The sequence below is a fragment of the Sporosarcina trichiuri genome, from assembly GCF_030406775.1.
GTDB lineage: Bacteria > Bacillota > Bacilli > Bacillales_A > Planococcaceae > Sporosarcina > Sporosarcina trichiuri.
Genome location: NZ_CP129119.1, coordinates 2525117 through 2546926 on the forward strand (window position 1 = coordinate 2525117; position 21810 = coordinate 2546926).

Annotated in this window: 17 protein-coding genes; 9 read left to right on the top strand and 8 right to left on the bottom strand. The window is 55.9% G+C overall.

The genetic code is table 11. The features are described 5' to 3' along the window. Nucleotides 1-18: 18 nt before the first annotated feature. Nucleotides 19-1836: an oligopeptide ABC transporter substrate-binding protein gene (gene opp4A / locus QWT68_RS12715; protein ID WP_431312207.1), complete on the top strand. Its 1818-nt coding sequence runs from the start codon at nt 19-21 to the stop codon at nt 1834-1836. Nucleotides 1837-1931: 95 nt separating this feature from the next. Beyond that, complete coding sequence (locus QWT68_RS12720) at nt 1932-2636, top strand: CBS domain-containing protein (protein WP_040285388.1); 705 nt, start codon at nt 1932-1934, stop codon at nt 2634-2636. A gap of 267 nt (nt 2637-2903) precedes the next feature. Here the strand turns inward: QWT68_RS12720 and QWT68_RS12725 are convergent, their stop codons facing one another. Continuing rightward, nucleotides 2904-4244 carry a TrkH family potassium uptake protein gene (locus QWT68_RS12725; RefSeq protein ID WP_425313918.1) on the bottom strand — a complete coding sequence of 447 codons (1341 nt, stop codon included), beginning with the start codon at nt 4242-4244 and terminating at the stop codon, nt 2904-2906. A 151-nt stretch (nt 4245-4395) separates the two neighbouring features. Here QWT68_RS12725 and QWT68_RS12730 point away from each other — a divergent pair, with 151 nt between their 5' ends. Both QWT68_RS12730 and QWT68_RS12735 read left to right on the top strand, forming a co-directional pair. Further along, nucleotides 4396-5124, top strand: a complete 729-nt coding sequence (locus QWT68_RS12730; RefSeq protein WP_290148588.1) for an ABC transporter ATP-binding protein — start codon at nt 4396-4398, stop codon at nt 5122-5124. Then, entirely contained in the window at nt 5121-5879 is a 759-nt protein-coding gene (locus QWT68_RS12735; protein ID WP_290148589.1) for an ABC transporter permease, read from the top strand. Before QWT68_RS12730 ends, QWT68_RS12735 begins: the two co-directional genes overlap by 4 nt. A gap of 199 nt (nt 5880-6078) precedes the next feature. Here QWT68_RS12735 and QWT68_RS12740 read toward each other — a convergent pair whose 3' ends face one another. The 4 genes from QWT68_RS12740 to QWT68_RS12755 form a co-directional block, all read right to left on the bottom strand. Continuing rightward, nucleotides 6079-6576, bottom strand: coding sequence for a metallophosphoesterase family protein (locus tag QWT68_RS12740; RefSeq protein WP_040285391.1), 498 nt, complete (start codon nt 6574-6576; stop codon nt 6079-6081). Between the two features lie 27 nt (nt 6577-6603). Continuing rightward, nucleotides 6604-7224 carry a DUF421 domain-containing protein gene (locus QWT68_RS12745; RefSeq protein WP_040285392.1) on the bottom strand — a complete coding sequence of 207 codons (621 nt, stop codon included), beginning with the start codon at nt 7222-7224 and terminating at the stop codon, nt 6604-6606. 13 nt (nt 7225-7237) lie between these two features. Continuing rightward, entirely contained in the window at nt 7238-8572 is a 1335-nt protein-coding gene (locus QWT68_RS12750) for a DUF2254 domain-containing protein (RefSeq protein ID WP_052461653.1), read from the bottom strand. Nucleotides 8573-8710: 138 nt separating this feature from the next. Next, nucleotides 8711-9664, bottom strand: a complete 954-nt coding sequence (locus QWT68_RS12755) for an alpha/beta hydrolase (RefSeq protein ID WP_290148590.1) — start codon at nt 9662-9664, stop codon at nt 8711-8713. 77 nt (nt 9665-9741) lie between these two features. Here QWT68_RS12755 and QWT68_RS12760 point away from each other — a divergent pair, with 77 nt between their 5' ends. After that, nucleotides 9742-10374: a YIP1 family protein gene (locus tag QWT68_RS12760; RefSeq protein ID WP_290148591.1), complete on the top strand. Its 633-nt coding sequence runs from the start codon at nt 9742-9744 to the stop codon at nt 10372-10374. A gap of 57 nt (nt 10375-10431) precedes the next feature. On the opposite strand, the gene guaC is transcribed toward QWT68_RS12760, so the two are convergent. Beyond that, complete coding sequence (guaC, locus tag QWT68_RS12765) at nt 10432-11415, bottom strand: GMP reductase (RefSeq protein WP_290148592.1); 984 nt, start codon at nt 11413-11415, stop codon at nt 10432-10434. Between the two features lie 236 nt (nt 11416-11651). On the opposite strand from guaC, the gene QWT68_RS12770 reads away from it, so the two are divergent. Beyond that, nucleotides 11652-14696 (top strand): efflux RND transporter permease subunit, encoded by a 3045-nt coding sequence (locus QWT68_RS12770; RefSeq protein WP_290148593.1) that lies wholly within the window; start codon nt 11652-11654, stop codon nt 14694-14696. A 545-nt stretch (nt 14697-15241) separates the two neighbouring features. On the opposite strand, the gene QWT68_RS12775 is transcribed toward QWT68_RS12770, so the two are convergent. After that, complete coding sequence (locus tag QWT68_RS12775) at nt 15242-16150, bottom strand: pseudouridine-5'-phosphate glycosidase (protein WP_290148594.1); 909 nt, start codon at nt 16148-16150, stop codon at nt 15242-15244. Continuing rightward, a complete protein-coding gene (locus tag QWT68_RS12780; protein WP_179860732.1) occupies nt 16147-17247 on the bottom strand; it encodes a carbohydrate kinase in 1101 nt (366 codons plus the stop codon). The genes QWT68_RS12775 and QWT68_RS12780 overlap by 4 nt, the downstream gene beginning before the upstream one ends. 211 nt (nt 17248-17458) lie before the next feature. On the opposite strand from QWT68_RS12780, the gene QWT68_RS12785 reads away from it, so the two are divergent. The 3 genes from QWT68_RS12785 (at nt 17459) to nagE (ending at nt 21799) form a co-directional block, all read left to right on the top strand. Further along, nucleotides 17459-19081, top strand: a complete 1623-nt coding sequence (locus tag QWT68_RS12785; RefSeq protein ID WP_040285399.1) for a M20/M25/M40 family metallo-hydrolase — start codon at nt 17459-17461, stop codon at nt 19079-19081. 29 nt (nt 19082-19110) lie between these two features. Next, on the top strand, nt 19111-19680 hold the full coding sequence (locus QWT68_RS12790; protein WP_082023235.1) for a PTS sugar transporter subunit IIA: 570 nt from the start codon (nt 19111-19113) through the stop codon (nt 19678-19680). A 208-nt stretch (nt 19681-19888) separates the two neighbouring features. Beyond that, a complete protein-coding gene (gene nagE / locus QWT68_RS12795; protein ID WP_290148595.1) occupies nt 19889-21799 on the top strand; it encodes an N-acetylglucosamine-specific PTS transporter subunit IIBC in 1911 nt (636 codons plus the stop codon). Nucleotides 21800-21810: the final 11 nt, after the last annotated feature.

The window sequence follows — 21810 nt, forward strand, 5'->3', positions numbered from 1 at the left end:
AAAGGGGAGGTAAGACAATTGACGAAGAAACGATTTATGCTTCTGGCAAGCCTGATGCTCGTTCTCAGTATTTTCCTTGCTGCGTGCAGCGGAGATGACAAGGCCGACGGCAACAAAGACAAGGGGAAAGACGGCGGCAAAGACAATGCATCAGAAACAGATAAGGGCGATGACAACAAAGCGGAACTGGATTTCCCGCTTGAAGTCAGCAACGATGCAGAACCGATGGAAGACGGCGAAATGACCATCGCCATGGTAGCGGCTGAGCCGTTCGAAGGAACGCTGAACCGTAACTTCTACTCAGGCACATATGATGCTGAAATCCTTGGCTACTTCGACGAAGGATTATTGGATACAGACGGTGACTACCTGATCACAAACAACGGAGCTGCCACGTATGAGCTTTCCGAAGACAACAAAACAATGAAATTGACAATCAAAGACAATGTCAACTGGCATGATGGAGAGCCTGTTAAAACAACAGACCTTCTTTACTCGTATGAACTTCTTGGCCATCCGGATTATGCAGGCAACCGCTATGACTTCAACATTGAAAACGTAGAAGGCATGCCTGCATATCACGAAGGCAAGACAAAAGAAATCTCAGGTATCAAAATCATTGACGATAAGAATATGGAATTCCATTTCACGGAAGCATCACCATCCATCCTTTCCGGATTCTGGTCATATGCAACGCCGCGTCATCACGTAGGCGACATCATGACTGGTGAAACGACAATCAAAGAACTCGAGTCTTCTGATAAGATCCGTGTGAACCCAATCGGTTTCGGACCTTACAAGATCGACAAGATCGTACCAGGGGAATCTGTACTTTACTCTCGTAACGACGATTACTGGAGAGGCAAGCCAGCTCTTAAATCAATCGTACAAAAAGTAGTGAGCCCAGCGACAATTGTTGAGTCTATGAAAAATGGCGATGTCGACCTTGCGAGCATCCCTGCTGACCAGTACTTGACAGTTAAAGACGTAGACAATATTGAATTGCTTGCAGACATCGACTATGCATACACATACATTGGATTCAAACAAGGTAAGTGGGATGCAGCAAAGAAAGAAAACGTAACAGATCCTGATGCGAAAATGGCGAGCAAAGAATTGCGCCAGGCGATGTGGTATGCAATGGACAACGCAACAATCGGTGAGAAATTGTACCACGGTCTCCGTTTCCCTGGTACATCATTAATCATCCCGGTATTCGAAAGTTTCCACGATGAAAGCATCGAAGGACGTCCGTATGATCCGGAAAAAGCGAAGCAGCTACTTGAAGACGCTGGCTTCAAAGACACGGATGGCGACGGCTTCCGTGAAGACCAGAACGGTGAAAAATTGGTCATCAACTTCGCTTCCATGTCAGGCGGCGAAACAGCTGAGCCAATCGCGAAAGCCTACATGCAGAATTGGGCTGACGTTGGTTTGAAAGTGGAGCTCGTTGACGGCCGTCTGCATGACTTCAACGCATTCTATGACATGGTTGAAAACGATGATCCGAAAATCGATATCTACCAAGGCGCTTGGGGAACTGGTTCTGACCCAGACCCATCCGGTCTCTACGGCCGTAAAGCATCGTTCAACTATACTCGCTGGACGAGTGAAGAGAACGATAAGCTCCTGAAAGACGGTACATCGGAGAAAGCATTCGACCTTGACTACCGTAAAGAAGTATACGACAAGTGGCAGGAACTCATGTTTGATGAAGTTCCAGTTGCACCGACTGTTTACCGCTATGCATTAACAGGTGTTAACAATCGTGTGGTTAACTACACAATGGACCCTGGTTCAGACCTTCGTCTGTATGAAATGGGCGTCAGCGAATAAGCAGCATACCGATCCGTCTCCTTCTTGGGGGACGGATTTTTTGTGGGTTTCGGCCGGCCGTTGGGTATACTAGCCGAAAGGAGCTGATTCTTGGTATGTCTGTAAAAAACTCAGAACGCTTTATCGCCGCCTACAATCGGCTGGAGAAAGCACTCGTCAAGAAAGTCGGAGAAAACAGTTACCTGCCGTTCTACCGGCTGGTCGATAAAGCGAAAGTGAAGAATTCCGTGGTCCGGAACAACGAAGATGATCTGAGGGAGTTCGGTGACCTGCGCAATGCCATCGTCCATCACCGGACGGGGGTCGACTATGTCATCGCCGAACCGCATGAGGACGTCGTCGACAAAATCGAGGAGCTGGACAAGAAGATCAGCAATCCGCTGAATGTCGGCGCTTTGTTCGGCTGCAAAGTCCACACCCTGCAAGCATCCGATCAGCTGACGGACGCATTAAAGATCATGCACGAGAACAAGTTCAGTCAGCTGCCGTTCTACGACCAAGGTAAATTCCAGGGACTGATCACTGCTGCCGGCATTACGTACTGGTTTGCCGGTCATTCGACAGCAAGCGATATTTCCCGGGAAATACCGACATTGGCGGACGTCTACAACTATGAAAAACGGAAAAAATCATTTGAATTTGTCAGACGGGACTTGTCCATATACGAAGCAGAGGACTACTTCAAGCGCGCCATCACGAAAGGCACCCGGCTGGAGGCCTTGCTGATCACCGAGACCGCCAAGCCGGACGAGGAATTGATCGGCATCATCACGCCATTCGACTTGCTGAAGATCCAGTGAAGGTGTTCAACAGGCTTCCGTCGGTGAAGTGCTCATAAAACGGCAAAAGTGATCATAAACCACTGGAAATGATCATAAACCTGGAAAAGTGATCATAAACCGCTGAATGTGATCATAAAACCTGCAGAGTGATCATAAATGTCCAAAAGTGATCATAAATAGCGGCGAAGTGCTCATAACGATGCCTTCAGCCCGTGTTCCCCTCGCGCAAAAACAATAAAAAGCTGCCATTTCCTTGTCATGCCAAGGGAACGGCAGCTTTTCACGTTATCCGGTATGCACGCGGTCGTACGAGTAGCGGAATGTCTCTTTCTTTTGGCGGATCAGCAGGAAGAACAGTGTCAGCGGACCGATCCGGCCGAGGAACATGACAATGCTGATGATCCATTCACCGGCTGGACTCAGGTCACCTGTAATCCCGACGGACAGGCCGACCGTGCCGAAGGCAGATACGGTTTCCATGAAGAGCGGCAGGAATCCGAACGATTCGGTCACTGTCAGCAGGAAGCATGCGAGGAAGACGACCATCGAACTGATGGCGGCAATCGCAAGCGACCTGACGATGATCTCGGTCTTGATGGTGCGGTTGAACAGGTGCGGCTCATTCGTTCCGCGGAAATAGGCGATGGTCGCAAGCACGATCACCAGGAATGTCGTCAGCTTGATACCGGAAGCGGTGGAAGCACTTCCGCCGCCGATGAACATCAGGGCAAGGGTCAACAGCATTGAACTGTCGGTCATGTCACCGATCGGCACCATGTTGAAGCCGGCTGTCCGCGGGGTGACCGCCTGGAAATAGGACGTCAGGAGCTGATCGCCGACCGGCATCCCGCCGATCGTTTTGGCATTATGGAATTCGAGCAGGAACCAGATGATCATCGCGACAGCATTCATGATCAGTGTACCTGCGACCATCATCTTCGTATGGAGCGACCAGTCCCTCGCCCGTCGAGCAGTGAGCAGGTCGAGCACTACCGTGAAGCCGAGACCTCCGATGATGAACAGCGAGGAGATGATCAGCGTCACCGGCCAGTCGCCTGCGAATCCGATCAGGTTATCCGGGAACAGGGAGAACCCCGCATTGTTGAATGCTGAAACGACATGGAACAAACTGTAGTACAGACCGTGCGTCCAGCCGAACTTCGGCACCCAGACGAGGGAAAGCAGGATGAATGCGATCCCTTCCGTGATGAACACGAAGGCGAAAATACTGCGCAGGAACTTGACTGTACCGCCGATCGACTGCTGGCTGAACGATTCCTGCAGGAACAGCCGGTTTTTCATCCCGACTTTCCGGCCGAGCAGGATGAGCACAGCGACGGCGAACGCCATGAGGCCGACGCCGCCGATCTGGATGAGTGCCAGCAGGACGAGTTCGCCGAACAGGGTCAGGGTGGAGGCGATATCAAACACCGACAGACCGGTCACCGTTGTGGCAGATGCAGCGGTGAACATCGCATCCGTCCAGGTGATCGGTGCAGTGGTCGCTGCCGGCAGTTTCAGCAGGATGGTGCCTATCAAGATCGTCAGCAGGAAACTGGCAGCGATCAGAAGCGGTGGGGTACTGCGCCGTTTTTTGTGCAAGAACGGAAGTTTCATAAGGGTCAGACTCCTTTTTCCGTGAACTATGTTATTGTTTGATTATTGATCGAAAAGGTATGAATACAATAGGCCGATTGAATTATTATTTAAGGGTTTTTAACAGGCGCAATCAGTAATGACTGAATGAGATGGGGGACCACTGAGGATGAAAGAAAAGATGAGTCAGGCAGATAATGCCCTGCGTCTGGCAGGTGTAACGTTTGAAACAGAGGACAAACCAATTATCCGGCAAGCATCCGGATGTGCACCGTCCGGAAAGATTACAGCACTGATCGGGCCGTCCGGAGCAGGTAAGACGACCTTGCTGAAGCTGTGCAATGGGCTCATCAGTCCGACTGCAGGACAAATTTACATAGGGAACGCGGCGATCCAGGACCTGCCGCCGGTCACACTGCGTCGGCAGGCGGGAATTGTACTGCAGAACTCCCCGATGATCGCCGGTACCGTGCTGGATAATCTGGCATTGCCAATGACTTTACAGGGAAAGAAACTGTCTGACCAAGAGGCGGCGGAGGTGATGGACCGTGTGGGACTGCCGGATGAGCTACTCGGACAGGATGCCCGCAATCTGTCGGGCGGGCAGCGCCAGAAAGTATCTATCGCCCGGACGCTGGTGAACGAGTCGGAGATCCTGTTGCTGGATGAGATCACAGCATCCCTTGATCCAGAGTCTTCGCAGGAGATCGAGGAATTGATCGTCAGGCTGAACCGGGAGCAGGCCGTGACGGTTGTATGGATCACGCATAATCTTGACCAGGCGTTCCGGGTCGGCGAGCATTTCTGGGTGATGGCGGATGGTGTCATTCGGGCAGAAGGTTCAGCAGCGGACATCCGGTCATCCGATGATGCGGCGGTCCGACAGTTTGCAGAGGGGGTAAAAGCATGAGCTGGCTGACATTGAGCCTGACGCTTATCTTCGTGCTCATCCCGCTGCTGCTGTCAAAGACGCTGCATCTCGGACTGGAGAAAGATACGCTGATTGCGACCATCCGCTCCGCCGTCCAGCTGATTGCGGTCGGCTTCGTGCTGAAATTCGTCTTCGAGTCGGAGCATGCGGTATTCATCCTCCTGATGGTGCTGCTGATGATCGGGGCGGCTGTGCAGAATGCGCGCCATAAAGGGAAAGCGGTGAAGGGTATCACGTGGAAGCTGTTCGTGACGTTTGCGGCAATCGAGCTGATCACGCAAGGGGTGCTGCTCGGGCTGCACATCGTTCCGGCGACCGCGCAATATATCATCTCGATCAGCGGGATGGTGATCGGCAACTCGATGGTGCTCGCCATCCTGTTTTTGAACCGGTTCACCTCGGAGATCGAAAGCCACCGGGATCAGACGGAACTGATCCTGTCGCTCGGCGGTACGCCGAAACAGTCCATCAACCGGCAGCTGCTGAAGGCGATCCAGGCGAGCATGATCCCGACGATCGAAAGCCAGAAGACGATCGGACTCGTCCAGCTGCCTGGCATGATGAGCGGCCAGATCATCGCCGGCGCCGACCCGATCCAGGCCGTGCAGTTCCAGCTGCTCATCGTGTTTTTGCTGTTGTCGACGGCTGCGATGACGAGTGTCCTCCTCGGCTACTTGTCGTACCGGAGTTTTTTTAATGAGCAGATGCAGCTGCTGAAGGTGGATGCAGATTGAAAGGAGCGCCCGCGGGCGCTCCTTTTCAGCAGGGCGATTATATTGGCGGCGCTGAGCGATCCATTCGACCGTGTAACCGCTCGATTGCCTGGCCCGACCGCTCGATTCGTCCGGCGAAGTGATCCATTCGCTTGGCTAAGCGCTCCAATCCTTTACCGAAGCGCTCCATTCCGCCACCGCTCGATACCCCAGCCGCCGCTTAGGTTTTATACGAAAACAGCACGAGCTCGGCGTGAGGTTCGTCTGCAATTGTCAGTTCAATGAACGAGTAGTACGGCAGTTTCCGCTTATCGGTCGGGGAGCCGGGGTTCAGCAGCAGCATCCCTTTGAAGTATTTGATGACGGGGATGTGGGAGTGACCGTAGATCAGGATATCGATGTCGTCATCCGTGAACGCCTCCAGAGCGCGCTGTTCGGTCGTCCGTTTCGCTCCGTGGCCGTGGACGAGGCCGATCCGCAGCCCGCCTGCGTCGAAAAGCTGCCGGTCGGGAACGAGGGCCTGGATATCTTCCCCGTCAATATTGCCGTAGACCGCACGTACTTTGGCATACGACGATAACGTCTCCAATACGTCCGGTGACCGGAAATCCCCTGTATGTATGATGAGGTCGGCGTCCCGGCATGCATCGAGCAGCCGTCGGGGAAGCCGGCTGCCGCGGCCCGGGAGGTGGGTGTCGCCGGTGATGATCAGTTTCAAACTGGTGTCCTCCTTCTGCGGGGCACCTTATTCGAGTCGTTTCGGTGCCCCGTTTTTCAGATCTTTGTTGGCGGTTTCCGTAAACAGGCTCTGCTCCGCCGGGATGTTTTCCGTGATATGCGGCACCGGGTACGCGTCCAGTTTTTTCAGGACGGCCTCCAGTTCCTGGCGCAGGATGTACAGGTCCTGCTTCGTTGCGGGCTTCGCACTCTCCATCAGTTCACAGCCGACCTGTCCGTTCGGTTCCAGCGTCGCCCATTTCACGTCCTCAATCCGGGTGATGTTCTGCTGGCGGAGTTCCATCTCCAGCTGATCCACCGTGAACCTGAGTTTCCGCAGCGTCTGTTCCTGCAGCACGCCGTCCAAAATGACGATTTTGGCACGGCCCGTCACCAGCCCTTCCACCCGGTTGACTTTGACTTCCAGGAATTCGATGACGATGAGGGTGATGATCAGCATCAGCCCGACGAGCATCGTGGACCAGACATTATGGCCGACGATCGGCTGCACGAGCAGGGAGCCGAGTCCGATCATGATGACCGTCTGTGCGAGCGTCATCTGGGAGATCGATTTGCGGCCCGCGAGCCGCAGGAACAGGGTCCCGGCAATCACGACCACGACCGCTTTCCATAAAAGACTCCAATCCATCCAACCACCTCTTTTACCCGATAGGATGGCCGTCGGACAGGGAAGTATGCGGCCCGTCTGCGGTCAGCGCACGGAGCGACTGCTGTTTGTCAGCAAGCCGTTCCGAATCGAGCGGCTCGAGTCCGGTATGATCGAAGCGGTTCCAGACGTACTCACCGATCCGTCTGACCTCATTCAGCGTCTCGTGGGAGGAACGCCGGCTCCTTGCGATATACAGGAGGGCATCGAGCATGGCATGCAGGACAGCGGCATCCTGCCTGCCGTAGAAACTCATCTGGCTGAACGCGGCATACAGATGATCGGCCAGACTCGCCTGGGGGAGGATCAGGCACGGTTTATTCCCCTCTGCATAGCGGACACGGAACCCGCCGGGCAGATGGGTGGCCCGCTCGAGGACTTCGCCGAGTGTATGGATGCAGCGCACGGCCGTGTTCGGGTCGTTGATGCCCGGGGATAGCGCGCGCAAGCCGATCTCCGCAATCTTTTCGATGCCGTACTCCACGTCCTGCAAGGTCGACCGTTCTTCGCCGACAGTGAACTTACGGGCCGGCTCAAAGTCCGGCAGCCTGCTGTCATGGTAGACGGCGGCAATCATGCTTTCCGTTCCGACAAAGGTGCCGATCGGCGTCAGGATATCGATCACCGCCTCCTGTTCAGCCGCCCAATCCGCCAATTCTCTGATCTGGATCGATTGGATGTACCCATACGTACCATTCCTGAATTCGGTGACGGAAGAATAGGCGGCAGCTAATGGGGGTTTCTCTGGCAGGGTGACGACCGCTTCTTCTTCCACGGCACGCATCGTCTCATCAATCGTCTCCAGCACATCATCAGCCAGATTCCGGATCAGCCGGCTCACCTGCACGGCCCTGCCGACTTTGTGGATGAAATACGCGAAGAATGCCAGGCAGACGACTGCCAGCAGGACAGCGACCGTAGCGGAGACGACTTCATGGGTGATGGACTGCTTGCGCATGAACAGCAGCGACAGGATCGAGTAGATGAACCCGCCCATGAACATGCCGAGCACCCGCTGCGTGGACGGTGCGTTCAGGAAATTCTGCAGCGTGCGTGGTGAGAACTGGGACGAATACATTGTCAGGACGACCATGATCGTCGAGAACGTGATCGTCGTCATCGTCAGCAGTGCACCGGAAATCGTGCCGAGAATCGTCTGGGCAAGATCAACGGATGTCCGCAAATACTCGGGAATGAACCCTTTCACTTGCGTATTGAAAGTCGTATCGACCAGGACCATGCCGAGTGCCAGCAGAGAGGCGAGCACGGCATATAGACCCGGAATGAACCAGATGCTGCTTCGGAGTTTCAAGATCAGTCTCGGTACCAAATGTGTGTGCCTCCTTGCAGCGGCTGTGCCGTTTCTAGTCTTACTTCCTGACTACCCTGCAAGGGCGCACGGGAAACGACTGAATACGGCTCGTAAAAAAACCCGTCCGCCCTGTGTCGGGGGAGACGGGTTTTCGGGTCAGTCGAGCACTTTATCCAGAAACTCGGAAAGTCTGCGTTCGTATTCCGCCGTGCGGTTGTCGAACGCTTTCGTATGGCCGGCATCCGGCACAATCCACAGTTCCTTGTCGCCGCCTGCGGCTTTGTACAGCACATCGGCCATCGCAGTCGGCACGAGGTCATCCTTGTCGCCATGGATGAGCAGAAGCGGGCGCGTGTTTTTCCGCACCTGATCGACCGCGGACGCTTCCTGCAAGGTATAACCTGCGCGCACTTTCGCCACGACACTCGTCACGTCGAGCAGCGGGAAGGCGGGCAGCCCGTAGATCGACTTGAGCTGGTGGGCGAGCTCCGCCTTGACGGTCGTGTAGGAGCTGTCCGCGATGATCCCTTTCACCTGCTCGGGCAGCGTTTCCCCGCTCGTCATGAGAACGGTCGCCGCCCCCATGGAATTTCCTTGTAAAATGATCTCGTTTGCGTCATGCTGTTGAATAAGATACGTGATCCAGTCCTTATAATCGAGACGCTCGTGCCAGCCGTAGCCGATATACTCACCCTCACTCTGGCCGTGCCCCCGGGCGTCCGGCAGCAGGATATCGAATCCGCGATCATAATAGAATTTCGCGTATTTCCCCATATTGTCCCCTGTGTTGCGGAACCCATGGGCAAGAATGACGGCACGGCGGTCCGGATTGTCCGGATTTTTGATGAACTGCGCTTTCAGCTTGAGGCCGTCAAAGGATTTCATGGTGACCAGGTTTTTGTCCTGTTCCATGTACCAGTCCTTGGCTTCTGTCAGAAGCGCCCGATCTTCATCGGACGCCAGGTCGTTGACGACGATCGGTTCGCTGTGCAATTTGACTTCGGTGCCGCGTTTGATGCCCTGGTCGTAGAAGTAGTTGCCGGCGAAGACAAGCGCAGCGATCAGGATGAGGACGAGGACCGCGACTGCGATCCAGATTTTCTTTTTCAAACGATACCACCCCCGGTCTTCCCAGTTTACCATCTTTTCACTGGATGGGGAGCCTTTATTCCAAGGAGGAAATGGATATGAATTTCAAACCGCTTGTCAGGATCTGGTCGCGCCCGACCGATGTGCTGAACTATATGAAAGACCGGCTGTCGCTGAAATACGCGGTCGCCATCCTGGCGCTCGCCGCCCTGTCGACCGGCGGCTACCAGGCGGGCAATACCAATCTCACGTCCAGCCTGCCGTTAGGGGTCCAGATTCCGCTGCTGATCATCACGACATTCGTCGGTGCCCTGATCTCCTGGGTGATCGGCTCGGCGCTCTATACGTGGATCGGCCGTGGTATCTTCGGCGGACGGGGGACGTTCCGTGACATGCTGCGGGTCGTGCCGGCTTCGTCGATTCCGATGATCTGGATGGCACCGGTCAACTATGCCGTCATCGCCGTGTACGGGGAGCTTGCGTTCAAGACACCGGACCCGGAAAGTCTGACCATCACGTATCTGCCGCTGACGGTCTATCTGTTTGTGAACTTCCTGACGTTCGCGCTTGGCATCTATGCCCTCGTTATTTCCAGTAAGGGGATCGGCCTCGTGCACGGTTTCTCCGCCTGGAAAGGGTTCGGCGTCAACCTGCTCGTGCTGGTCGCCGGATTCCTGATCGCCGCGCTGGTGATCATGTTATTTGTCTTTGTCTTTGCGTTTGGTATGTAATGAAATAAAACCGGAGCCCCCTTGTATGGAGGTTCCGGTTTTATTGGTTTCATCCGATCAATAGACCTTATCGCCATTGAAGATCGAGTTTTTCACGATGGCATAGTCGACAGTGCGGATGGCATCGAGGTTGCGGCCGCCTGCGTAGGAGATGGAGGACTGCAGATCCTGTTCCATTTCCGTCAGCGTGTCCTGGAGCGGTCCTTTGTACTCGACGTACATCTTTTTGCCTTCGACGTTCTTCTTTTCACCTTTTTGGAACTCGGAGGCGGAACCGAAGTATTCCTTGAACGTGCCGCCGTCCTTTTCGACGGTCTGGCCCGGGGATTCCTCGTGGCCTGCGAACAGGGACCCGACCATCACCATGCTCGCGCCGAAGCGGACCGATTTTGCGATGTCGCCGTGCGTCCGGATGCCGCCGTCCGCGATGATCGGCTTCGAAGCCGCTTTCGCACACCAGCGGACCGCAGCGAGCTGCCAGCCGCCTGTGCCGAAGCCTGTCTTGATTTTGGTGATGCAGACTTTACCGGGCCCGATGCCGACTTTCGTTGCGTCCGCGCCGGCGTTCTCGAGTTCACGTACGGCTTCCGGTGTGCCGACGTTACCTGCGATGACGAAGCTTTCCGGCAGGTGCTTCTTGATGTGCTGGATCATGCGGATGACCGCGTTCGAGTGACCGTGCGCAATGTCTATTGTGATGTAGTCGGGGATCAGGGAATCCGCAGCGAGCTGCTCGACGAATCCGTACTCGTCGTCTTTGACGCCGACACTGATCGATGCGATCAGGCCGCGGCTGTGCATATCGCGGATGAACGCCGGACGGGATGCCGGATCGAACCGGTGCATAATATAGAAGTAACCGCCTTCAGCGAGCTGAACGGCAATGTTTTCATCGATGATGGTCTGCATATTGGCAGGAACGACCGGCAGGCGGAATGTATGGTTTCCGAGGGTGACGGACGTGTCGCATTCCGAGCGGCTGTTCACGATACATTTTGCGGGGATCAGTTGGATATCTTCATAATCGAATACTGCGTCCATTGTTGAACACTCCTAAATACGAATGATTTTGAGGACTTAGTTATAATTGTTCGTCCTTATGTACTGTACAAGATTCCTCTTGAGTTGTCAAACAAATCTTGCTGTTCTTTTAGGGACTTACTATTTGTGCGCTTCCTGCGGCTGTGGGATGATGGAACAGACAGCAGGCAAGACGCATAGGGCTGTCTTGCAAAGGCTTACATAACATCCAATCGGAAGAGGGAAGGGTGGACGCGATGGCGTATTTATTGAAACGGAGCAAGTTATTCATCTTTCTTTTATTCATCCTCATACTGGTCGGGGTCTATACGTTCCTGACACTGCCGAAGCGTGAGATTCCGGAGACGCCGGTCGATCTCGTGATGGTGTCCGCGATCCTGCCAGGGGCGGAACCGAAGGAGGTGGAGCGGACGGTGACGGATCCGCTCGAGCGGGCTGTGAAGAAAGTGGACGGCATCGAGTCGGTGCAGTCCGTGTCCGCGAATTCGGCATCGATCGTGACGATCCAGCTGAAGGACGGGATCGACTCCGAGCAGACGGTCAGCAAACTGCAGCAGGAAGTGCAGCGGGCCGGTACCGATCTGCCGGAGAACGTGCAGACGCCGGATGTCCGGAAACTCGACCTTGCCTTCCCGCTCGTTTCGTATATGTTTACGGGAGATGAGGCGGCGCTTGCGGAGCTCGAGAAACCGCTGTCCGGCCTGTCGGATGACATCCAGTCGGCGGAAGGTGTGGCTGGGACGACCGTGAAAGGGTTCGCGGACCGGCAGATTGTGATTGCGCTCGATCCTGCGAAGCTCGCACAATACCGGCTGCAGCCGTTCGATGTGCTCAATGTGCTCCAGCAGGCGAACCAGCCTGTGTCGCTTGGGACGCATGATGACGGCACGGAACTGGTCGCCCTGAGCGTTGCCGGGGAGGAAGGGATCGACAAGCTGAAGACACTGCAGGTCGGTGATGCGGCAGTGCCGCTGTCGAAAGTGGCGGACATCGGCGAAGCAGCGGGGGAGACGGAAGACATCGTGACGTTCGAAGGCGAGCCGGCCATTTCGTACACGGTGTTCCTCCAGCCGGGGCAGGATATCCCGTCGATGGACAAAACGGTCGGCAAGAAGATGGACCGGTTCATCGATGACCTGCCGGAGTCGGTGACGGCACATCTGTATGAGTCGCAGGCGGATAATGTGAACGATATTTTCAGCAGTCTGTATACGTCACTGCTGATTGCGGTGGCGGCTGTGCTCATCGTGACGACGGCGGGACTGACGCTGTACGGGGCGTTCGCGGTCGCGTTGACCGTTCTCGCATCGGTGCTGACGGGTCTGATCCCGATTCCGTTCATGGGCGTTGATCTGAACCAGATTTCCGTAATCGGGCTGATCATTGCGATCGGGATTCTCGTCGACGACAGCATCGTCGTCAATGACAACATCCAGCGGCGTTACAAGCTCGGGGATTCCCCGCTCGACGGCGCAGTGAATGGCGTGAAGGAAGTGTACACGTCGATCATTTCCTCGAGTCTTGCGATTGTCGTAACGTTCTCGCCGCTGCTGCTGCTCTCTGGCGGAAACGGCGCGTTCATCAAGGCATTGCCGAGCATCCTCATCACGACGATCATCGCATCGACCGTGCTGTCGGTGACGCTCGTGCCGATGCTGCAATATATGAAGACGAAGCGGCGTCGGAAGAAGATTTCCGATACGCCGGGCTTCCTCGGGAAACCGCTCGAGAAGATTGCGGTGTTCTATTCGGAGAAGGTGCTCCGGTTCGTTCTGAAACGGCCGCTGGTCGTCGGAATCGGCGGGCTTCTCGTTGCGACCGGGCTGCTGTTCCTGGCCTTCCTGACGCCGTTCGAGTTCTTCCCGGCCGCCGATAAGGCGGAAGTGACGATGAACGTCCGGCTCGCGGAAGGGACGCCGATCGAAGAGACGGATAACGAAATCCGGAAGATCGTCGAAGACGTGGCGGAAGAGGACGATCACGTCAAGGAGACGGCCTTGTTTGCAGGAGACGGATTGCCGAACCTGTTCGCCGCCAGCATGGATAACACGGGCGGCAACACCGGGCAGGCCGTATTCCGGATCGATAAAGAGAAGACGAGTGCTTCGGAATTCATCGGCAAATGGGAACCCGAGCTCCGGAAACGCTATGGGGATGCGGAAATCTTCTTGAACACGATCGTGCAGGGACCGCCTGTCGGGGCGCCGGTGACCGTGACGGTGACAGGTGCGGATATCGACCGGCTTGCGGAGTTGAGGGATGACTTGAAGCAGCGTCTGCTGGACGGCGGTGCGGATATCGTAACGGATAATCTCGGGGAACCCGTGCCGGCGGTCGTGTACGAACCGGACCGGACGGCGCTCGAGGCGAACGGCATTCCGCTCCGGTTGGTCACGAACCAGCTGCAGCTGCTGACGCAGGGGATTCCGCTGTTCAAGCAGTATGACGGGGATATCGCGAAACAGGTCGTCCTGAAACAGCAGGGCGTGGACGACGGCAAACCGATCGATCTGTCGTCGATCACCGTTCCGGCCATGTCGGAACAGGAACCGCCGAAATTCGTGCCGCTCGATGACCTATTGCAGGAAGAGAAGGCGCCGCAGCTCGCCCAGATCCCGCACAAGCAGGCGGCGCGGGCGATCACGCTGAAGGCGTATGGATCGTCCGACAGCTTCAAGTCGGATTTGCAAGAGATTGCGGATGAAGCGAAGGACGGACTGCCGGATGGGTACTCCATCTCGACGGGCGGGGAGAACTCCGATCAGCAGGCGTTCTTTGCGGAGATCGGCATCCTGTTCCTCGTCGTCCTGCTGCTCGTGTATCTGGTCATCGCGTTCCAGTTCAAGTCGTTCAGTCTGCCTTTCCTCGTGCTGTTTGCCGTATACCTCGGCATTTCCGGTGCGATTCTGGGATTGTTCATCACCCAGACGCCGCTCAGTTTCCTCGGCGTGATGGGAATTGTCTCGCTGACGGGAATCGTCGTGCGGAACGCAGTTGTGCTCATCGACTTCGTCGAAGCGCGCCGCCTGCAAGGGGACATGGATGTCATCGAGGCGATCGTCGAATCCGGCTACGCGCGCATCAAGCCCATCCTCCTGACGTCCCTGACGTCGATCGTCGCGCTCATTCCGGTGGCGGTGTCGGGCGATCCGCTGTTCGAGGCGCTCGCCATCACGATCATCGCAGGCCTTGCATTCTCCGGGCTGTTCACACTGGTGATGATCCCGGCGCTGTATTTGCTATATTACAAGTGGATTGGCCACCGCGCGGAAGCGGTGTGAATGGAGCAAGCAGCCCGCGGGCTGCTTGTTTTTTTGGTGGGGTGGAGTGTAGGCTTGAGCGTTTCGGCGGGGTGCTTGAGCGGTTGTCCCCTGCTTGAGCGCTTCCCGGCATGCTTGAGCGTGCGGGCGGTTTCTTGAGCGTTTGACCAGCCGGCTTGAGCGCTTCCCGGCATGCTTGAGCGTGCGGGCGGTTTCTTGAGCGTTTGACCCAGAACTTGAGCGCCAGTGCCACCTGCTTGAGCGCACCGGCCCTTGGTTCACTGGTGGCCCCAACAGAAAAGGCGCAGCCCACCATTCAAATTTTTCAGGGCTTGATTGGGGGAGGAGGGCACTTGGCGCGACGGAGGAATTGGCCGGGCGGGGGTGAGCGGCCGCGGGAATGGAGCGGTTGGGTGGCGAAATGGAGCGGTTCGCTGGGGGAAATGATCGCGCAGCCGTCGTAATGGATCGCTCAGCCAGCGGAATGGATCGCTCAGCCGTCGGAATCGAGCGGTCCGCGGACAACGCCACGCAAAAAAGCTCCCCGCGGGGAGCTTTTTCAGTGATTACTTGCTGAGTGCGACGGCGATTTTCGCGCCGACGACGGCGTTGTGTTTGACGAGGGCGATGTTGGCATCCAGGCTCTTGCCTTCTGTCAGTTCTTTCACTTTCGCCAGCATGAACGGCGTGACGTCCTTGCCTTTGATATTGTTCTCTTTCGCTTCCGCGAGGGCCTGCTCGATGATGCGGTTGATCAGATCCGGATCGATCTCGTCCGCTTCCGGAATCGGGTTCGCGATGACGGCGCCGCCCGTGAGGCCGAGGTGCCATTTCACAGCGAGGGTTTCGGCGACGATCTCCGGGTTGTCCGCACGGAAGTTGATCGGGAAGCCGCTCTTGCGGGTGAAGAATGCCGGCAGCTCGTCCGTTTCATAACCGATGACCGGCACGCCTTTCGTTTCGAGGTACTCGAGAGTCAGGCCGATGTCGAGGATCGATTTCGCGCCTGCACAGACGACAGCGACATCCGTTTTGGCGAGTTCTTCCAAGTCCGCGGAGATGTCCATCGTCATTTCTGCCCCGCGGTGCACACCGCCGATGCCGCCTGTGACGAAGATGCGGATTTCTGCGAGATCCGCACAGATCATCGTCGCTGCCACAGTCGTTGCGCCGAGCTGCTTCGTTGCGAGAAGGTAGCCGATATCCCGGCGTGATACTTTCGCAACGTTATCGCTTTTGCCGAACATTTCGAGTTCTTCATTGGACAGGCCGATCTTGATCTGGCCGTCGATCAGTGCGATGGTTGCGGGCACCGCACCGTTCTTCCGGATGATCTCTTCCACCTCGCGGGCGGTCTGTACGTTCTGCGGATACGGCATGCCGTGGGAGATGATCGTCGATTCGAGCGCGACGATCGGCTGGCCTTCCGCTTTTGCTTTCAATACTTCTTCCGAGTAGACAATATATGATTTCATGATAATTCCTCCAGTTCGTTTTGTAATCCTGCTGCTGTCAGTTCAGGGCGTACCGTTGAGTCGGATGCGAGCGTTTTCGCTGCATTGACCAGTCCGTAACGGACCGCATCCTGCAGCGGGTTTCCAGTGACTGCGGCGTGCAGGGTGCCGGAAACGAATGCGTCTCCCGCCCCCGTGACGTCCTCGACATGGACACCCGCAATCGCTTCGTGGTGGCGGATGATACCGGTGGTGCGGTCGCCTGCAGCGATGCCGTTCCGTCCGCGGGTGATAATAACGTGTTCGATTCCTTGATCGAGCAGCTGCCGGACGGCCGTCAGCCAATCCTCCATTGTCCGGATGGCGGTGCCTGTCAGCATTTCCGCCTCGTCCTCGTTGCAGATGAACCAATCCAGGCCCTCCAGTGAGTCGGGCAGGTTGGCCATCTTCGGGCCGGAGACCGGGACGATGGCGAACGGGACGCCGTGCCGCCGGGCGATGGTCCGGATGCATTGCACTGTGACTTTTGACACGTTCAGATCCGTGACGATGAGTTTCGCGCGGGCCAGCCGGCGTTCCATCTCGGAGATATACGCCGCATCGAGTGCTTCGTAGACATCCATCACCGCCATCGCGATGACGAGTTCGCCGTCCGGATCGAGCACCGCCGAATAGGAACCCGTGGAACGGTCCGGCAGAAGACGGACAGATGACAGATCCATGTATGCCGCTGAATTCGCGGCGATCAGTTCCCAGTCCGCATCGCTCCCGGCTGTTGTGAGCAGGCGGACCGGGTGGCCAAGCCGGCCAAGGTTCTCGGCGACGTTGCGGGCGACCCCGCCAATCGTGACAGACAACGACGATGGATTGGAGGTCCCTTGGGCAACCGGGCCCTGTACATGGAATTTCCGGTCGACGTTCGCACCGCCGATGCAGATGATCTCCTCTTCCTCCGCGAGCACATATGCCCGGCCTTCGATATAGCCGCGCTTCGTCAGCGAGGAGATCAGGTTGGCGACAGCCGGACGCGACAGGCCGAGCTGGTCGGCCAGTTCCTGCTGGGAGCAGTACGGATCACGGCGCAGCAGCTGTAGGAGCTGATGCTCTTTTTCATTCATGTCCTGACCGCCTTTCATTCAGAATGAGGTTTAAACTTATGTTTATATTATAAACTTATGTTTATGAGGATGCAAGGGAAACGTCAGCCTGTCCCAAGTGATTCTTCCGGGGAAAACGAGTACACTCGACAGTGTAGACAGAAAAGACTGTCAGGATGCAATACAGGCATCCAGATGCACGATGGCGGTAACTTATCAGGGAGGGGTATAGATGACGAACCAGCGTATAACAGCACCTTTGCAGTGGAGCACGCCGGAGACACTGCGCGGCCTGCTGTGTGAACTCGTGAATTGGGAGAGCCGGACGACGACGGAAGGGGAGAAGGCATTCCCCCACCGGCTTGCGGAAAAACTGCGCAGCATCCCGTATTTCGATGAACAGCCGGATCTCGTGGAGCTCCATGACGCGGGGCTCGGCAGGAATTCCGTGACGGCGCTGTACAAGCATCCGAACGCACAGGATACGATTGTGCTGATCAGCCATTATGACACCGTCTGGACAGAGGAATACGGCGTGCTCGAACCGTTCGCCTGCCATCCGGAAGAACTGACGGCGAAACTCCAGGAGCACAAGGAAGAGCTGCCCGATGAAGCGCTTGCCGATCTGGAATCCGGCGAGTATCTGTTCGGCCGCGGCACAATGGATATGAAAATGGGTCTTGCGCTGCATATGGCGCTCATCGAGAAAGCGGCGGACGCCGGCTGGCCGGTCAATCTGCTGCTGCTCACCGTCCCGGATGAGGAAGTCAGTTCCGCCGGTATGCGGACAGCCGTCAAATCGCTCATCCGTTTGAAAGAGGAGCACAGGCTGACGTATACGCTGTTCCTGAACGGCGAACCGGTCTTTTCACAGGAACCGGGCGACCCGAAGGAATACATCTATACAGGTTCCATCGGCAAGATAATGCCGGCTGCCCTGTTCTATGGCAAGGAGACACACGTCGGCGAGCCGCTGAAAGGCATTACGTCAACATTCATGGCCTCCTTCCTGACGCAGCGCATGGAGTGGAACAGCAACTTCGAGGAGACGGATCACGGCGAAACGGCCCCGCTGCCGGTCACACTCCAGCAGAAGGACCTGAAGACCCATTACTCGGTGCAGACGCCGTACCGGTCAACGGCCCTCTATAATGTCTTCACGATGAAACGGACCGCTGCGGACGTGATGGCGCTGTTCGAAGAAGTCGCCCGGGAAGCTGTCGGTGCGTGCCAGTCCGCCTACGATGAAATCTGCCGGCGGGCGGATGTGCCGGGGGTCGGCCAGGTGCGGCTGTTGAAGTATGAGGAACTGCTGACGTATGCGACGGAAAAACTTGGGGCGGCTGAAGTGAAACGGATGATCACCGAAATTGCGGGCGAGTGGGAATTGGATGATCGCGACAAATCGTTCAAGATCGTCGACGCACTGATGATCGAATGCCAGGAACTGGCGCCGGCCGCTGTGCTGCTGTTCGCGCCGCCATATTATCCGTCGGTCAACACATCGGAGGATGCGCTGGTCGGGGAACTGGTGACGCTCATGAAGGAGAAAGCGGTCTCCCTCGGCACGGAAGTCTCGCAGATCCATTATTTCAACGGGATCAGCGACCTGAGCTACGTCCATTATGAGGACGAAGGCAGCGGCTGGAAGTCGTTCGAGAACAACACGCCGGTCTGGGGTGAGACGTACTGGATGCCATTCGAGGAGATGAAAGCACTCGATGCACCCGTTCTCAACGTGGGGCCGTTCGGCAAGGATGCGCACCAGCGGACGGAGCGCCTGCATATCGAGAGCGCGTTCATCCGCCTGCCGAAAATGCTCGACAGCCTCGTGAAATATTTCATCGGGGAGTAGTAAACGGACTTCCCTGAGGGTACAGTACGATGAAAAGGAGAGTGGAGACATTGGCGAATTTCTTCAAGAAGATGGCGCAGTCACTGCGCGGGGAAACGGAAACTGAAGGAGCGCCGGCACCGGAGCCTGCCGGCGGCGGTCTGACGGAAGGCGCGTTCGTCATGCCTGTGACCGGAACTGTCATGCCGCTTGCGGACGTACCGGATCCCGTTTTCGCACAGGAGATGATGGGACCGGGGTTTGCGGTCGATCCGGAAGACGGGACGATCACCTCACCCGTGAACGGCAAAATCGTCAGCACGTTCCCGACGAAGCACGCAGTCGGCCTTATGTCCGATTCAGGGGTGGAAGTACTCATCCATATCGGACTCGATACCGTGAAGCTGAACGGAGAGGGGTTTGACCTGCTTGTAGAGGACGGCCAGGAGGTCCGGCAGGGGGAACCGCTGCTGAAAGCGGATTTTGCCCATATCCGGGCGAACGCCCCGTCCGCTGTGACGCCTATCATCTTCACGAATACGGAAAAAGGGAACGTTCACTTGCTGAAACAAGGCAGACAGGAATCCGGCACGGCAGGCATTGTGAAAGTGGATGGCTGACCTGCATGGATAGTCGGTGAGTAGTATGAGGAAACGCGGGCAGGGAAGATCATTCTCTGATTGCGTTTTTTCATATTCCCGCACTTTTTTTCATATCTTCAATAAAACGCTTACAAACTTCTCGGTTTCTGTTAAAATTGGTCTAGACAACTAGACCGCACCAGCGGTATAGTGAATAGTAAGAAAACTTAAAAGGAGTGAGAAGAAGATGATGAACTTTATTCAGCGCATCGGGAAATCACTGATGTTTCCGATTGCGACCCTGCCGGCAGCTGCCTTGCTGCTGCGTCTCGGGCAGGATGACCTGTTTGATATTCCGTTCATTGCAGCTGCTGGATCGGGGATTATCGATAACCTGGCAATCATTTTTGCAATCGGGATCGCCATGGGCTTTGCCCATGACAATAGCGGTGGCGCCGCTCTTTCAGGTGCAGTCGGATATCTAGTATTGACAAGTGCTATGGAGGCAGTATTGGGCAAAGATTTTACCATGGGAGTATTTGGTGGCATCATTTCCGGGATTGTAGCCGGACTTCTCTATAATCGTTTTTATAATATTAGGGTGCCTGAGTTTCTTGCGTTTTTCGGTGGAAAACGATTTGTTCCGATTATAACCTCTGCAACAATGACAGTGCTGGCAGGATTGCTGATCTTCATCTGGCCACCTATTCAGAATGTTATCGATGCAATCGGCAACTGGGTGCTCGGTGCGGGCGCTCTTGGAGTGGGAACTTACGGATTCCTGAACCGTCTCCTCATTCCGACGGGTCTCCACCACGTCATCAACACCTTGATTTGGTTTGACTTCGGTACGTTCACTGATGCAGCAGGAAATGTCGTCAAAGGGGAGATCAACCGGTTCCTCAAAGGGGATCCGACAGCAGGACCATTCCTGTCCGGTTTCTTCCCGATCATGATGTTCGGTCTGCCGGCAGCAGGTCTTGCCATGTATGCAGCAGCTAAGAAGGAAAAGAAATCGATTGTCGGCGGGATGCTCTTCAGTATCGCGTTCACATCGTTCCTGACAGGGATCACCGAGCCGATCGAGTTCGCGTTCATGTTCCTGTCACCTGTCCTGTACGTCGTGCACGCCCTGCTGACAGGCGCGTCCATGATCGTCTCGTACCTGTTCGACGTCCATCACGGATTCGGATTCTCCGCAGGTGCGATCGACTATGTGCTGAACTTCGGTCTCGCACAGAACCCGCTGATCCTGCTGGTCATCGGACTCGTGTTCGGGGTCCTTTACTTCATCATCTTCTACTTCCTGATCGTCAAGCTCGACCTGAAAACACCGGGCCGTGAAGATGACGACGATGTCTCTTCCGAAGAGGCGGTCTATGGGGACGATATCGTGGAAGTGAAAGCCTACCACACGATCGAAGCACTCGGTGGTATCAGCAACATCCAGGCGATCGACTACTGTACGACACGTCTCCGCCTGACAGTGAAAGACTCGGATATCATCGATGAGAAAGAATTGAAGCGCTACGGCGCAATGGGCTTCATGAAGATCAGCAAGACGAATGTCCAGGTCGTCATCGGCACAGCGGTCGAATTCCTCGCAGAGGCGATGAAACGGCGCATGACGAACGGCAATCCGCCGCCGGAGACGGAAGAGGCGATGGAACTGGATACACAGACACATGATGTAAAGGCCTTGCCGGAGACGGACTTCACGATGCCGGTCGACGGCGATATCATTCCGCTGTCGGAAGTGCCGGATGATGCCTTCGCTAAAGAAATGATGGGCCCTGGTTTCGGAATCATGCCGAAAGGGAAAACGATCCATTCACCGATCGACGGTAAAGTGGTGAGTGTGTTCCCGACAAACCACGCCATCGGTCTTGAAACGGACACAGGCGTCGAAGTGCTGATCCACGTCGGCCTCGACACGGTCAAACTGAACGGCAAAGGGTTCGAACTGCTCGTTGAAAACGGCCAGCTCATCCAGCGCGGTGATGCTCTGCTGAATATCGACCTCGACTACATCGGGGAGCATGCGCCTTCCGTTGTGACACCGGTCATCTTCACAAACGTCGACAAAGCGAACCTGCATATCCTGAAAAAAGGATTCCAGCGTCAAGGAACCGACAAGATTCTGAAAGTGGACGAATAAATAAATACTGC

What these genes read in the sequence shown, in the direction of transcription:
- QWT68_RS12720 (WP_040285388.1), top strand. Translation starts at nt 1,932, where the DNA reads ATGTCTGTAAAAAACTCAGAACGCTTTATCGCCGCCTACAATCGGCTG.
- QWT68_RS12730 (WP_290148588.1), top strand. Translation starts at nt 4,396, where the DNA reads ATGAGTCAGGCAGATAATGCCCTGCGTCTGGCAGGTGTAACGTTTGAA.
- QWT68_RS12735 (WP_290148589.1), top strand. Translation starts at nt 5,121, where the DNA reads ATGAGCTGGCTGACATTGAGCCTGACGCTTATCTTCGTGCTCATCCCG.
- QWT68_RS12745 (WP_040285392.1), bottom strand. Translation starts at nt 7,224, where the DNA reads ATGGATTGGAGTCTTTTATGGAAAGCGGTCGTGGTCGTGATTGCCGGG.
- QWT68_RS12760 (WP_290148591.1), top strand. Translation starts at nt 9,742, where the DNA reads ATGAATTTCAAACCGCTTGTCAGGATCTGGTCGCGCCCGACCGATGTG.
- guaC (WP_290148592.1), bottom strand. Translation starts at nt 11,415, where the DNA reads ATGGACGCAGTATTCGATTATGAAGATATCCAACTGATCCCCGCAAAA.
- QWT68_RS12770 (WP_290148593.1), top strand. Translation starts at nt 11,652, where the DNA reads ATGGCGTATTTATTGAAACGGAGCAAGTTATTCATCTTTCTTTTATTC.
- QWT68_RS12775 (WP_290148594.1), bottom strand. Translation starts at nt 16,150, where the DNA reads ATGAAATCATATATTGTCTACTCGGAAGAAGTATTGAAAGCAAAAGCG.
- QWT68_RS12780 (WP_179860732.1), bottom strand. Translation starts at nt 17,247, where the DNA reads ATGAATGAAAAAGAGCATCAGCTCCTACAGCTGCTGCGCCGTGATCCG.
- QWT68_RS12785 (WP_040285399.1), top strand. Translation starts at nt 17,459, where the DNA reads ATGACGAACCAGCGTATAACAGCACCTTTGCAGTGGAGCACGCCGGAG.
- QWT68_RS12790 (WP_082023235.1), top strand. Translation starts at nt 19,111, where the DNA reads ATGAAAAGGAGAGTGGAGACATTGGCGAATTTCTTCAAGAAGATGGCG.
- nagE (WP_290148595.1), top strand. Translation starts at nt 19,889, where the DNA reads ATGATGAACTTTATTCAGCGCATCGGGAAATCACTGATGTTTCCGATT.